The organism is Dermatophilus sp. B7861-1, assembly GCF_058996045.1.
In genome coordinates this window covers 966,270-979,820 of the sequence record NZ_CM180082.1, presented here as the reverse complement: position 1 = coordinate 979,820, position 13,551 = coordinate 966,270, and the positions used below count along the sequence as shown (strand labels likewise).

General features: G+C 59.7%; 14 protein-coding genes. 5 read left to right on the top strand and 9 right to left on the bottom strand.

What is annotated here, in order from left to right:
• Positions 1-31: 31 nt before the first annotated feature.
• The 4 genes from ctaE to qcrB all read left to right on the top strand — a co-directional run bounded on the left by ctaE (position 32) and on the right by qcrB (position 4,472).
• Positions 32-706, top strand: a complete 675-nt coding sequence (gene ctaE / locus AC2T9U_RS04370; protein ID WP_493696724.1) for an aa3-type cytochrome oxidase subunit III — start codon at positions 32-34, stop codon at positions 704-706.
• An 85-nt stretch (positions 707-791) separates the two neighbouring features.
• A complete protein-coding gene (qcrC, locus tag AC2T9U_RS04365; protein WP_258553165.1) occupies positions 792-1,586 on the top strand; it encodes a cytochrome bc1 complex diheme cytochrome c subunit in 795 nt (264 codons plus the stop codon).
• Between the two features lie 46 nt (positions 1,587-1,632).
• Positions 1,633-2,787, top strand: a complete 1,155-nt coding sequence (gene qcrA, locus AC2T9U_RS04360; RefSeq protein WP_028326425.1) for a cytochrome bc1 complex Rieske iron-sulfur subunit — start codon at positions 1,633-1,635, stop codon at positions 2,785-2,787.
• The gene (gene qcrB, locus AC2T9U_RS04355; protein WP_493696723.1) at positions 2,784-4,472 is read left to right on the top strand and encodes a cytochrome bc1 complex cytochrome b subunit; all 1,689 of its coding nucleotides are present in this window, start codon (positions 2,784-2,786) and stop codon (positions 4,470-4,472) included. Before qcrA ends, qcrB begins: the two co-directional genes overlap by 4 nt.
• A 114-nt stretch (positions 4,473-4,586) precedes the next feature.
• Here qcrB and AC2T9U_RS04350 read toward each other — a convergent pair whose 3' ends face one another.
• Entirely contained in the window at positions 4,587-5,039 is a 453-nt protein-coding gene (locus AC2T9U_RS04350) for a hypothetical protein (RefSeq protein WP_493696722.1), read from the bottom strand.
• 66 nt (positions 5,040-5,105) lie between these two features.
• Positions 5,106-6,167: a L,D-transpeptidase gene (locus AC2T9U_RS04345; RefSeq protein ID WP_493696721.1), complete on the bottom strand. Its 1,062-nt coding sequence runs from the start codon at positions 6,165-6,167 to the stop codon at positions 5,106-5,108.
• A 4-nt stretch (positions 6,168-6,171) separates the two neighbouring features.
• On the opposite strand from AC2T9U_RS04345, the gene AC2T9U_RS04340 reads away from it, so the two are divergent.
• Positions 6,172-6,372 (top strand): hypothetical protein, encoded by a 201-nt coding sequence (locus tag AC2T9U_RS04340; protein WP_181816049.1) that lies wholly within the window; start codon positions 6,172-6,174, stop codon positions 6,370-6,372.
• A 218-nt stretch (positions 6,373-6,590) separates the two neighbouring features.
• Here the strand turns inward: AC2T9U_RS04340 and AC2T9U_RS04335 are convergent, their stop codons facing one another.
• The 7 genes from AC2T9U_RS04335 to AC2T9U_RS04305 all read right to left on the bottom strand — a co-directional run bounded on the left by AC2T9U_RS04335 (position 6,591) and on the right by AC2T9U_RS04305 (position 13,537).
• Positions 6,591-6,998: a cytochrome c oxidase subunit 4 gene (locus AC2T9U_RS04335; protein ID WP_115030695.1), complete on the bottom strand. Its 408-nt coding sequence runs from the start codon at positions 6,996-6,998 to the stop codon at positions 6,591-6,593.
• Positions 6,995-8,719, bottom strand: a complete 1,725-nt coding sequence (ctaD, locus tag AC2T9U_RS04330) for an aa3-type cytochrome oxidase subunit I (RefSeq protein ID WP_208303614.1) — start codon at positions 8,717-8,719, stop codon at positions 6,995-6,997. The genes AC2T9U_RS04335 and ctaD overlap by 4 nt, the downstream gene beginning before the upstream one ends.
• Positions 8,720-8,723: 4 nt before the next feature.
• Positions 8,724-9,626 carry an aa3-type cytochrome oxidase subunit II gene (ctaC, locus tag AC2T9U_RS04325; protein ID WP_115030699.1) on the bottom strand — a complete coding sequence of 301 codons (903 nt, stop codon included), beginning with the start codon at positions 9,624-9,626 and terminating at the stop codon, positions 8,724-8,726.
• A 274-nt stretch (positions 9,627-9,900) separates the two neighbouring features.
• Positions 9,901-10,653, bottom strand: a complete 753-nt coding sequence (gene aat / locus AC2T9U_RS04320; RefSeq protein ID WP_493696720.1) for a leucyl/phenylalanyl-tRNA--protein transferase — start codon at positions 10,651-10,653, stop codon at positions 9,901-9,903.
• Positions 10,654-10,698: 45 nt separating this feature from the next.
• Positions 10,699-11,682: a carbohydrate kinase family protein gene (locus tag AC2T9U_RS04315; RefSeq protein ID WP_115030701.1), complete on the bottom strand. Its 984-nt coding sequence runs from the start codon at positions 11,680-11,682 to the stop codon at positions 10,699-10,701.
• 141 nt (positions 11,683-11,823) lie between these two features.
• Positions 11,824-12,174 carry an iron-sulfur cluster insertion protein ErpA gene (gene erpA / locus AC2T9U_RS04310; protein WP_028326432.1) on the bottom strand — a complete coding sequence of 117 codons (351 nt, stop codon included), beginning with the start codon at positions 12,172-12,174 and terminating at the stop codon, positions 11,824-11,826.
• Positions 12,175-12,379: 205 nt separating this feature from the next.
• Positions 12,380-13,537 (bottom strand): glycerate kinase, encoded by a 1,158-nt coding sequence (locus AC2T9U_RS04305; protein WP_493696719.1) that lies wholly within the window; start codon positions 13,535-13,537, stop codon positions 12,380-12,382.
• Between the last annotated feature and the right edge of the window lie 14 nt (positions 13,538-13,551).

Sequence of the window (13,551 nt, the reverse complement as noted above, 5' to 3'; positions counted from 1 at the left end):
TGGGCCACCCGAGGGTGATGTTCGAGACATAATGGCCTGCGTGACGAGCGTTACCCCCAACTCATTCAGCAGTCCGAACCCGCGCACCCATCCGAGGTTCGGCCAAGGTCCCGTGACACGACCAAACATGGCAGCCGTAGGCACCATGGTTTGGCTAGCTAGCGAACTCATGTTCTTCGCAGGCATGTTCGCAATCTTCTTCAGTATCCGCGCAGTCCGCCCTGACCTATGGGCCGAGGAAACCGCCAAGCTCAACGTCCCCTTTGCTGCAGCGAACACACTCATCCTGGTTATCTCTTCAATCTGGTGCCAGTTGGGTGTTTTCAAAGCCGAACACGGCATCGGCAGCCGCCAGGGCACTATCTGGCAGTTCAGCAAGTGGGGCATGCGCGAGTGGTACGTGCTCACCTACATCTTCGGTGGCATCTTCGTCGCCGGGCAGGTCATCGAGTACGCCACCTTGTGGTCCCACGGCTACGCACTACACACCAACGCGTACACCTCGGTCTTCTACCTGACCACCGGATTCCACGCGATCCACGTGGTCGGCGGTCTCGTGGCATTCCTCATCATCATCGGCCGCAGCATGACGACACGCACGTACACTCACCGCCAAGCAACCGGGGCGATCGTGACGTCCTACTACTGGCACTTCGTCGATGTCGTGTGGATCGCCCTGTTCGCCGCGATCTACCTCCTCAAATAACCCGCCGAGAACGTATACGCACCGCAGGTGCCGACGCCGACCGGCCCCACCTGCGCGATCGTCACCCGACCGCTAAGGAAATCCCGTGAACGCTCAAGCCATCCACCGGCGCCATCCCGCCGTCTTCGTCGTACTGCTCATCGTTGGCCTCATCGCCATGGGCTCCCTGTACGCGCTCGTCGCACCCGGCAGGGCCGACGCCGGTGCTCCCGTCGCAACCGCCAGCGGTGACGACGTGTCCGTGGGCAAACAGCTGTTCCTGACTAACTGCGCGTCTTGCCACGGTTCCAACGGCGAGGGGACCAAATACGGCCCCTCGCTTGTTGGTGTCGGCGCGGCCTCTGTCGACTTCCAGGTAGGCACCGGCCGTATGCCGCTAGCCGGACCCGGCGTTCAGGCACAGCGCAAGAACCCCCAGTTCGACCAGAAACAGATCGACCAGCTCGCCGCCTACGTCGATTCCCTCGGCCCCGGACCGGCCGTACCAGACAGCAAATACGCCAGCGGCGTCGGCGGAAACATCGCCCGCGGTGGCGAAATCTTCCGCGTCAACTGCGCCATGTGCCACAACTTCGCCGGCTCCGGCGGCGCACTCACCCGCGGAAAGTTCGCTCCCCCGCTGCACAACATCGAAGGCAAGCACATCTACGAAGCCATGGTCACTGGCCCCCAATCCATGCCGGTCTTCAACGACCAGAACCTCAACCCCGAGGCCAAACGCGATGTCATTGCTTACCTGCACAACCTCGACAAAAACGAAAACCACGGCGGGCACGCCCTGGGCAACCTCGGACCGGTTGGCGATGGCTACTTCCTCTGGGGCCTGGGCATCCCGATCATGATCGGCGCCGCAGTCTGGCTCACCCGCAAAGCGGCCTGAGCCCACACACTTTCCTCACACCAGCACCGACAGGATTGACACCAACATGAACGAACACGGAAGTCCCGGATCGGGGATCGCCGGCCAAGAACCGAGTAGCGAGGCTGTGTCTCTCAACTCGGGCCATGTCGTCGGAGACGGCGGCATCCCCGAGCGGTTCACCAACCCCGGCCTGCCCCCGCACCAGCCACGCCACGCCGACCTCGACCCTAAAGCCGCCAAGCGCGCCGAGCGGCAGGTCCTGTTCTTCTTCACCCTGTCGATCCTGGGCACGATCGGCTTCGTCATCGCCTACTTCGCGATCGACCGCTCCACGCTGTTCTTCATGCCCTTCTTCGGCTACGTCAGCCTTCTGCACACCGTCATCGGTGTGTGCATGGGTCTGAGCCTGCTCGGTATCGGCTTGGCTGCCGTGCACTGGGCCAAAACCCTCATGCCCGAAGAAGAAGTCGTGGAACAACGCCACGTTCTACGCTCCAGCGACGAAGACCGCATCGGCTTTGCTGAAACCCTCTCCGAGGGAGCCAAAGGCGCCCAGCTCGGACGCCGCCCCATGATCGGCATCCTCGGCGGCACCGCACTGGGCATCTTCGCCGTCCCGCCTGCCCTCCAGCTCGTCGGAGGTCTAGGACCGCTTCCCGAAGCCGACCTGTCCGAAACTTTCTGGCAGACCGGCATGCGCCTCATGCGTGACCCTGAAATGACCCCCATCAAAGCCTCCGATGTCACTATCGGCTCGGCCTTCCACGTTCTCCCCGAGCACATGGAAGCCAGCCTGGCCGAACTGGACAAACTCGGTTACGTCTCCGCAGAGGAAAAGCGCACCGGCAAGTACCGCTTCGACCAGGACCTGGAATACCTCGAGCGCAAAGCCAAAGCCCCCGTCCTTCTCATGCGCCTGAACCCAGACGACATCGAAAGCCAAAAAGAACGCGACTGGGGCTACCAAGGCATCGTCGCCTACAACAAGATCTGCACCCACGCAGGCTGCCCCGTCGGCCTGTACGAACAGCAGACACACCACCTACTCTGCCCCTGCCACCAGTCAACCTTTGACCTCAAGCAGGACTGCAAAGTGGTTTTCGGTCCGGCACACCGCGCCCTGCCGCAGCTGCCGATCACAGTCGATAAAGAGGGATACCTCGTCGCTGCGGCAGGCTTCAAAGAACCTGTCGGCCCGAGCTTCTGGGAGCGTGGATGAGCACCACAACAGCCAACGACGCAGCAACCACCCCCGCCGATAACGGGCCCCGCAAGCCCGCAATAGGCGGAAAAATTGGTGGCTGGTTCGATGACCGGACCGGCCTAGCTGGCCCCGTCCGACACCTTCTTCACAAGGTCTTCCCGGACCACTGGTCCTTCATGCTCGGTGAAGTGGCGATGTACTCCATGGTCGCCTGCCTCATCACCGGCGTGTTCCTGACCATGTGGTTTGTCCCCTCCATGAACGAGGTGACCTACGAGGGCTCCTACGCACCACTGAACGGTCTGCACGTCAGTGCAGCCTTCGACTCCACCATGCACATCTCCTTCGAGGTGGCTGGTGGTCTTCTCATCCGCCAGATCCATCACTGGGGCGCGCTGTTCTTCGTGGCTGCGGTCGGTTTGCACGCAGCACGCGTGTTCTTCACCGGTGCTTTCCGTAAGCCCCGCGAGATCAACTGGGTCATCGGAACCGTCATGTTGCTGCTAGCCATGATCGAAGGTTTCGCCGGATACTCCCTCCCCGATGACCTGCTCTCTGGAACCGGTCTGCGCGTGATGCAAGGCTTCTTGCTCTCCTCGCCGGTGATCGGTAGCTACATGAGCTACTTCCTCTTCGGTGGCTCGTTCCCCGGAACGATGATCATTCCCCGTCTCTTCACGGTGCACGCGCTGCTCATCCCAGCGATTCTCATCGCTCTGCTGGCAGCCCACCTGATTCTGCTCGTCGTGCAGAAACACACCCAGTACCCCGGACCGGGCCGCACCAACGACAACGTCGTTGGCTACCCCGTCATGCCGGTGTACGCCGCCAAAGCCGGCGGTTTCTTCTTCATCGTGTTCGGTGTCATCACGCTCGTCTCGGCGCTAGTGGCAATCAACCCCGTGTGGATGTACGGCCCCTACGACCCCTCGCCGGTGACCGCAGGTGTCCAGCCTGACTGGTACATGTGGTTCTCCGACGGCGCGCTGCGTCTGCTGCCCGGCTGGCTGGAGTTCGAGATCCTCGGCTTCACACTTAGCCTCAACGTTGCGCTGGGCTCGATCGTCCTGCTCCCGGTGGTCTTCATCATCATGGGCGCATATCCCTTCTTGGAAGCCTGGGTCACTGGCGACAAGCGTGAGCACCACCTGCTCGACCGTCCCCGCAACCAGCCGGTCCGCACCGCTATCGGTGCTGGAGCACTCACGGCTTACCTGTGCTTGGCACTAGCCACCACCAACGACATCATCGCGATTAAGACAGGCCTAGCAATCAACGACATCACTGTCTTCTTGCGGATCTTCTTCTTCGTTGGCCCGGTTCTGGTGTTCTTCGCCGTCAAGCGGCTTTGCCTAGCTCTGCAGCTGCAGGACCGCGAGAAGGTGCTACACGGCCACGAATCTGGTGTCATCCAGCAGACCGCTGATGGCCGCTTCTACGAGGTGCACGAGCCTCTGTCGGAGTACGAGAGGTGGGCACTGGCTGGCCATGAGGTGCAGCGCCCCTTGGAGCTTGTCACCGGGCAGGACGGCAACGGTGTTGACGCCCCCACCGCGGGTAATGACAAGCGCCGTGCCGCATGGTCACGCTTCTTCTTCAGTGACCGTGTCGAGCCGCCGACACCAGCGGAGGTGGAGGCTGCTCACCACCACGGACACGACGATAACAACGACAGCCATGCTCTAACTGGCCGTCACTAACTCGCACTACCCAACAACGCCGTGGCGGGGCCCCGAAGGTCGGGGCCCCGCCACGGCGTTATTGTTCTAGCGTTACGTGACACCGCTATGCGGGACTCAACTGGCCAGCCTCGATTACTCCGCCGTCGATCTGCGTGCGAGACGGTTGGAAAGCCTCGCGCTGTCTCGCGCGATTTCCTCCAAATCCGCTGTGGGCCAGCTAGCGTCCGGCGACTTAGAGTAAGCAACCATCTCGCTCGTGACATATTCGGTTACCTCATCCAGCCTCGCCGCAAAATAGCGGCCAAACATCACAAGCCCGCGATCTGTCGCATCCGGCTGATCGACCAGCACAGTCTCATAGTGTCCCAAGAGCTCCGCTACCAGCTCGGGCGGGAACTTGGCGCCTGAAGCGGCGAGCACAGTTTGGATGAACGTGTCGAAACGCTCACCATTGGCCTCTTTCCAATCCCAGTTACACCCATTGCCCCAGTCTCCAGGCACGGCCGAGCCGAGTTCTGCCACTACGCCAGCAACGTCCCCCTTCTCCACACGTTCGACAAATTCCGCTAGCTGCTCATCCCGCATCACTTCCCCTTTTTGTCACTCATTCACACTTGATCCTGCCGCAGGAACAGTCAGAGCCGCGGTTATTTATTGACCTGGTGTGGTAGAGCTACTAGCTGTAGGCGTTGGCTCCGCGGGTGCCAGTGCACTGAGCTGTTTCCATTCTTTCCACGTGTACAGCCACACTGGCATGCCATCTTCTGGGGACATCTTTCGACTAGAACCAACAAACTCGGCGGGATCCCCGATGATCGTGCTGTTAAAGAACTCTCTTGCTGCCCCAGGACTCATATTCACGCAACCATGCGAGACGTTCCGATAGCCCTGCGCAGACACAGACCACGGAGCAGAGTGGAAAAACTCTCCCGTGTTCGTGACACGCACTGCGTACTTCACCTCAGTTTTGTAATAGTTCGGATCGTTAGCTCCGACGCCGAGAGTGCCTGCATCCATGACAAGGCTTTCATGCAGCTCAGTGATCACTTTGGTGCCCGACCGGGTTTCCCAAGAACCGATCTCCCGGCCTGCGCTAATCGGATACTGCGCTATGACTTTCCCGTTCTCGACCACTTTCATGTTGTGGTCACTGAGGTTGACTTTCACTACGCGTGCCCTGTTCGCGATCGTGAAAGCAGCTTTCTTACTCTTGCGGATCCATTTACCAGATCCGGTCTGAACGCCTTCCAGGTCAGCGTTGACTGAAACCTTCGTTTTCGGTTTCCAATACGACATAGGGCGCCACATCAACGTGAACTGGTCAGTCCATCCCCATGCGCCTTTTGTTTTCGTGGAAGTTCGCACAGATACGCGTTTTTCTACTTCAGCGCGTTGCGCGTCGGTCTCCACCGGGCTGTCAAACCTCACCACCACTGGCATGCCCACTCCCACCGTGGACCCGTCGGGGGTGACCGTGTAGGTAGCGTCCACTTTCGGGGTGACTGTGGAAAATGTTTGCTCGATTTCGGTGGACTCGCCCGCCGCATTGACGGCAGTTGCTCTCACTACGTATTCGGTATCTAAAGAAAGCGGCTCACTATTGACCCACGTTCCTGTCTGATCAATAGCTCCACTGAGCTTTCCTGGTTTGTCTTTAACGGCGACTTCCACCTTCGATAGTTTGCCGTCGGTGGTGATCCGCAAAGGAGTCATCGGAGTGACATTCTTTGCTTTGTCTTTCACGGAAGATTCGACTTTAGCTGCCGGAGCAGACGTCGTCGTTTCCGATCCGCCGTTACACGAACTCAATCCAGCTACTCCGGCCAAGAGCACCGCTGCAGCCCATGTCAGCGTGCGGGCACGCGCTGAGAACACAGGAATCGTCATCCTCTCCTTAGCCCCCATCAGCGTGCGTTAGACACCACGCACGCTTTGACGCGGCAGCGTCTGATCTACCTGAGGCTAGCCAACTCATGAGCTTAGACCCGGCATTCAAAGACGTGCCTCTCCCCCTTGTATACCGAGGTCAGCCCTTTTTTCATCGCCGCCTCAGGTATATAAACACAGGCCGTAACACGAATGGCCGAGATCCCTCACAAATTGAGGGAATCCCGACCATTCAGAAGAAAAATTGACTCAGATCACATCGCCACGGAAGTACTCAAAGCACCATCCGAGCAAAGCAACAATGCTGAATACAACACCGATGATGAACATCCACCATCCGATAGCCAATCCAGCGAACACGGTGGTCGCCCCGAAGGCTAGGAAGACCGGCCACCCGGATCCAGGACTAAAGAAGCCGTAGTCGCCCGCAGCCTCAGCGATCTCAGCACGAGGGTTGTCTGCTGGGTCCTCGTCTAGCTTCTTGCTTGCCGAGCGCAGCCCGAACGTGCCCATGAGGCTCATGATGCACAGCAGCCACAAGGCCACCGATCCGGTCCACTCAATCTGGCCCGTAGCGTTGGTCCAGAAAGTGTAGATAACAGCAATCGGCAGGAAGAAAATTGCCATCAATGTGAAGACATTGCTGACTTCCCTCATCGCTGACCACCCTTCGCATCGTTGTGGCTGGTGCCGCTGAGCTGACTGAGAACCTCGCGGTCAGCGACCGGCGAGGCGACCTCAGCCACCTGCGGGTGGTGCAAGTCGAACGCGGGACGCTCTGAACGAATCCGGGGAATGGAGTCGAAGTTGTGGCGCGGTGGCGGGCACGAGGTTGCCCACTCCAACGACGCACCGTATCCCCACGGGTCATCAACGGTGACCTTCGGAGCGTACTTCCAGGTCTTCCACACGTTGTAGAAGAAGGGAAGCATCGAGATCGCAAGCACGAACGAGGCAACCGTAGAAATCTGGTTGAGCAGGTGGACGTTGTCCTCGATGAGGTAGTCACCGTAACGGCGAGGCATGTTCTGCATACCCAAGACGTGCTGAACAAGGAAGGTGCCGTGGAAGCCGAAGAACAGCAGCCAGAAGTGCAGCTTGCCAAGCTTCTCGTCGAGCATCTTTCCTGTGAACTTTGGCCACCAGAAGTAGTAGCCAGCGAACATCGAGAAAACAACCGTGCCGAAAATCGTGTAGTGGAAGTGCGCCACCACGAAGTAGCTGTCCGAGAGGTGGAAGTCCAATGCTGGGCTGGCGAGCACAACACCGGTCAACCCACCGAAAAGGAAGGTGACGATGAAGCCGATCGTCCAGAGCATCGGCGTCTCGAAAGTGAGCGACCCGCCCCACAAAGTGCCGATCCAGTTGAAGAACTTCACGCCAGTAGGAACGGCGATCAGCATCGTCATGATCGAGAAGAACGGCAGCAGCACCTGGCCGGTGACGTACATGTGGTGAGCCCACACAGTCACAGACAACGCGGCGATAGCGATCGTGGCGAAGATCAGGCCCTTGTAACCGAAAATCGGTTTACGGGAGAAGACCGGAAGGATCTCCGAGACGATGCCGAAGAACGGCAGCGCGAGGATGTACACCTCAGGGTGTCCGAAGAACCAGAACAGGTGCTGGTACAGGATGGGACCGCTGTGTGCTGGGTCGTAGATGTGCATGCCGAACATGCGGTCACCAGCAAGAGCGACCCAGGCCGCAGTCAAAACGGGGAAGGCCATCAACACCAGGATCGAGGTGACAACAACCGTCCAGCTGAACACTGGCATCCGGAACATTGTCATGCCCGGTGCACGCATGCAGGTGGCGGTGGTGATGAAGTTGACCGCACCCATGATCGAGCTGAAACCGGTCACAGCGAACCCGAGGATCCACAGGTCGCCGCCCAGGCTGGGGCTGTAGGTGGCGTTCGATAGCGGCGTGTAAGCAAACCAGCCGAAGCTCGCGGCCCCCGAAGGCAGAAGGAAGCCAGAGCAAGCGACCAAGCCGCCGAAGAGGTACAGCCAGTAGGCCAGCGCATTCAAGCGGGGGAACGCTACATCGGGGGCGCCGATCTGCAAGGGAAGCAACGCGTTCGCGAAACCAGCGAAGAGAGGAGTCGCGAACAGCAACAGCATGATCGAGCCGTGCATCGTGAACATCTGGTTGAACTGCTCCAGGTTGCGCACGATCTGCAATCCTGGGTCGAACAGTTCAGCGCGGATCACCAGCGCGAGGAGGCCACCAAAGCAAAAGAAGAACATCGTGGTGGCGAAGTACATCATGCCGAGCAGCTTGTGGTCGGTGGTGGTGAGGATTTTGCCCACCAAACCACCCTTAGGGCCACGCGGTTGTTGTGTGCTCTCAGTACGTTCGATGAGGGCGCTCATCCGATCAATCCCTTCCGTTGATGGACGGCTGGTTCGGGGCCATCGGGTGACGGTTCAAATCTGTTCCGAGAATCCCGGTGTTACCTGCGGCGCGAAGCTTTTCGATGTGTGCGTCATATTCGGCCTGGGGAACGACCTTGACGTTGAAAAGCATGGTGGCGTGGTAGGCGCCGCACAGCTCCGCACACTTACCTTGGAATGTGCCCACTTGGGTGGGGGTCACCTGGAACTTGTTGACGTTGCCGGGCACCATGTCGAGCTTTTGCTGGAAAGCCGGGACCCAGAACGAGTGGATGACATCACGCGATGTCAAAGTGAACTCGACGCGCTTGTTCACCGGAAGATAGAGAGTCGGGAGAGTCTTAGAGACACCGTCTTTACCAGTCAGGTCTGCTTGCACACCGGAGTCGTGGACGTTGGAATCCATGTAGTTGAAGTCCCAGCTCCACTGCTTACCAGCGACGTTGATAACAACATCGGGCTTCTGCGAGGTGTCAGACAAGACCCGCTCGTCCTGGTAAACGAAGTAGAACATCACCCCGACCATCATGACCGGGATCACGGTGTAGAGCATCTCGATCGGAACGTTGTACCGCAGCTGCGGCGGGAGGCCGACGTCGTCTTTTTTACGTCGGAACCGAATCATGCAGTAAATCGTCAAACCCCATACCAGGGCACCAACGGCCAGGGCAGCGATCCACATACCGATCCACAACTGCGTGACTCGTTGTGCACCTGTGGTGGCGCCGTAAGGAAGCCACCCCGTGGAAATGTCTCCTTTACCGCACGCGGTGAGCGCGACCATGAGCAGGCCGAGCGTACCGACCGCGGTGGTCAACCGCCGGGCACGGCTCCTCGTCGGTGTGAGTTGTTGCGTGCGCAATGTGCACCTTCCATCCAGATCCATCGGCAAGCATCGGGCCTCGACCCTGCCGCGACGACGCGGCTTGAACCCAGTTAGCCACAACCGACCCTGAGTGTGACCTGGAAGTCAGATGAGAGACTTAGGCCACGTCGATACCGACTGCAAGCATACGTCGCTCGACGACACGATCGGGGCCGGTCGTGTCCCTACAAGCAATGGAATTACTCAATTTGGGAACTTTTGGCCCCTCTCACGCGACCTCTCAAGCGCTACACCCTTCCCTTCGGCTGCTGCACAGGGGTCGTAGAGCATTCTTTCAGATCACACAGTGCTGGACATGCCGCCTCGCCCATTCGCTAGCGAACCCTGCCGGAACGGGCAGTTGCACAGCCTGTTGTGCTGCCACTATGTACTCATCCCTGCTTATTTCGCTCACACCTAGGCTGGCCAGGTGCGCAGTAGCCCACTGGACGTCAATGAGGCGTCGCTCATCGCCGTCATCGCCAACAATGTCGACCAGTTCCATCAGTGCCACTTTTGACGCATCTCTGCTTGCGTGGAACATCGATTCGCCAGCAAATAGACCCCCAATGCTGACTCCATAGAGGCCACCTACTAAATCCCCGTTAGACCAAACCTCCACTGAATGAGCCCACCCCATCTCGTGGAGAGCTACGTATGCATCCACGATGTGATCGGTGATCCACCGGCCCTGCCGATTCGGGTCAGCGCATCTGCGCATCACCGCCGCAAAAGCGCGATCCACGCTCACCGTGTAATGCCGCGCAGACTTACGCAACGATCGATGTACTCGCAGATCAGCCGGGCGGAGCACGCCACGCTGCAACGGCGACCACCACCCCATCGGCTCGGCCCCGCACTCCCCCAACCCCATGGGAAAAACACCATTGATGTACGCGTGCAACAACGTCGCCGGGTCTAGATCACCACCAACCCCCACCAGATCGTCTTCCGGAGAGAGCCGCAGCGGCGGAAGACCGCTACGGCTCTCCGGAACAACAGGTGGGAAAACAGGATCCCCCGGACCCCGACTTTCCTCATCCATCATGGGTGTACCTCAGCAATTCGTTCATGAGGTACATCATCAACTCACTCAGGCAAACGTAGGCAGGTGCGCGCCGATCTCATTGGCAGCTTCCTCGCCGTACGCCGCACGCAGACGCTCCAAGGCGTTACCAAGGTTGTGCTCGTACTCCTGGGTGCCGACTGTCTCAACTACGTGAGTGGCAAGCATCGCGCCAGTCTGAGCGCAGCGCTCGTGTGAAAGGCCCCAGTGCAGTCCCGCCAGGAACCCAGCCCGGAAAGCGTCACCAACACCCGTGGGGTCAACAACTTTCTCCGCAGGGACAACGCCCACTGTGATCGTCTCGCTGCCCTTGGTGGAAATAGTCACGCCATCTTTACCGTGAGTAATGACGCGAGTAGTAACCCGCTGGGAAATCTCTTCGGAGCTCCATCCCGTCTTTTGTTCGGTCAAGTGAGCTTCGTACTCATTGGTGAACAAGTATTCGGCACCGTCGATGAGGCGGCGGATGTCCTCACCCTCCATAAAGGCAAGCTGCTGCGAGGGGTCGGCTGCGAACTTCATCCCGCGCGAACGGCACTCATCAGTGTGACGAACCATCGCCTCCGGGTCATTGGGGCCAATAAGAACCAGGTCAAAACCGCCAACCGACTGCGAGATCGGCTCAAGCTCGATCTCACGCGCCTCAGACATAGCACCGGGGTAGAAGGTTGCGATCTGAGCCGAATCACGGTCCGTTGTGCAGGTGAAACGAGCGGTGTGACGCTCGGTCGATACCTTGACACCCTTGGTGTTCACGCCGTGACGGTCAAGCCATGCACGGTAGTCATCAAAATCGACACCGGCGGCCGCCACCAGGTACGGCTCCAATCCAAGGACACCCATACCGAAAGAAATGTTGCCGCCCACACCCCCACGGCGCACCTGCAAGTCGTCAGCGAGGAAAGACAGGGAAACTTTGTCGAGCTGCTCAGCCACGAACGAGTCGTGGAAACGCCCCGAGAACGTGAGCAGATTGTCATGGGCTAGAGAACCAGTGATAGCAATACGCACTCCACCACGGTATCGGACCAACGCCGCCCTGACACTCCCCCATCCCACCCCGTGCACACACGAAACGGCTGGGCCTGTGCGCCACGCACACACCCAGCCGTCACCGATCCCGCACGTACACGGGAATACGCACACCAGCGATCAGCTGAAGCTGTCACCACAAGCGCAAGAGTTACCTGCGTTCGGGTTGTCAATAGTGAAACCTTGCTTCTCAATGGTGTCTGCGAAGTCGATCGTGGCACCGTCCAAATACGGAGCGCTCATGCGGTCAACAACTAGCTCAACGCCATCGAAAGATTTCACAGCATCCCCATCAAGGGTGCGCTCATCGAAGTACAGCTGATAGATCAAACCCGAGCAGCCTCCCGGCTGCACACCAATGCGCAGACGCAGATCGTCACGGCCTTCCTGCTCCAGCAGGCTCTTGACCTTAGCGGCAGCAACGTCAGTCAACACCACTCCATGCGTGGCGGTCTCGTTCTGGACGGTCATAGTGACTACCTCTCGACCTCGATGTGGCAGCAAGTACCAGCGACGGCACCAGCCTGCACACCCTCGCGGTGCTCTCGTTCGATTGATCGGTCCTGCGACCGAAGTCCATTCTCAGGCTACCCGCAGTCCACGCAGACTGACAGCCAGGCCCGCCAGCAACAACACTGCCCCACCCAGGGGTATTCCACCCGCTAAGCAACGCTCATCATCTACTCCACGTGCGAGCTAGACGCTGCGCACGATCGGCGATTGCCGACGCCGGATCAGCCATCACACTGGCCACATCCCCGCCTCTATCGACAATCCCATACACCGCAGCAACCCCCGCACTCATCGACTCTCGCCGCCCCACCTCGACCTGGCCCGCCAACACCATTGTGGGAAGAGCGAACTCCGCTGCCGCAGCCGCCACGCTGACCACCACCCCCGCATGCACAGAACGGCCGTCAAAACATCGCTCCCCCGTGACCACCAAATCATGCCCACCCAACAACTCACGCATACCCCACAAACCCATCACATGCGAGACCGCGTCCTCAACCCGCGCACCCAACACCACAAGCCCATACCCCAAGCCACCACCAGCCCCCGCCCCAGGAACCCGCGTCACCCGCCGCGGCAACCCCGTCAACAAATCAAGCCCCGCCGGCAAAACCCGCTCCACCACATCCACGAAATGCCCCAACGAACGCTCCAACTCCTGCGTCTGCTCCACCGAAGCGCCCTTCTCCGGCGCCGTCGTGGCCGAAGCCCCACTGAACCCCAACAACGGCAACGCACCCTCCGCCGCAACCACCAACTCCACCCCAATCAAACGGTCCCGCACCGCCTCCAACCCCGCCACATCATCTGGCGAAACCTGACCCAACGCACCCCCACCTGAACACAACGCAGGCCCCTGCCCCGCCCCCAAAGCAGCCAACATGCCCGCACCAGCATCATTCGTACCCGTCCCCCCACACGCCACCACAACCCGCGAAGCACCTTCAGCCACCGCCACCTCAACCATCTGCCCCACCCCAAACGTGCTCGTCACACACGGGTCACGATCAGCGGCATCCAACAAATGCAACCCAGCCGCCTGCGCAGCCTCCACAAACCCTGTACGCACCCCACCAACCTCAGCCAACAACACCGTCGCAGGCACATCACGCCCCAACGGATCAGCAACTGTCACCCCCACCGAAACCCCACCAACAGCCGCCTCCACCACACTAGCGAAACCAGCCTCACCAGCAGACAACGGGGCACACGTCACCACATCACCAGGAGCCTGCCGAGACCACCCACCAGCCATCGCGTCAGCGACCTGGCCAGCCGTCAACATTCCGGAATACTGCGAGGGAGCGAACAAGACACGCACGCTTCACATGGTGC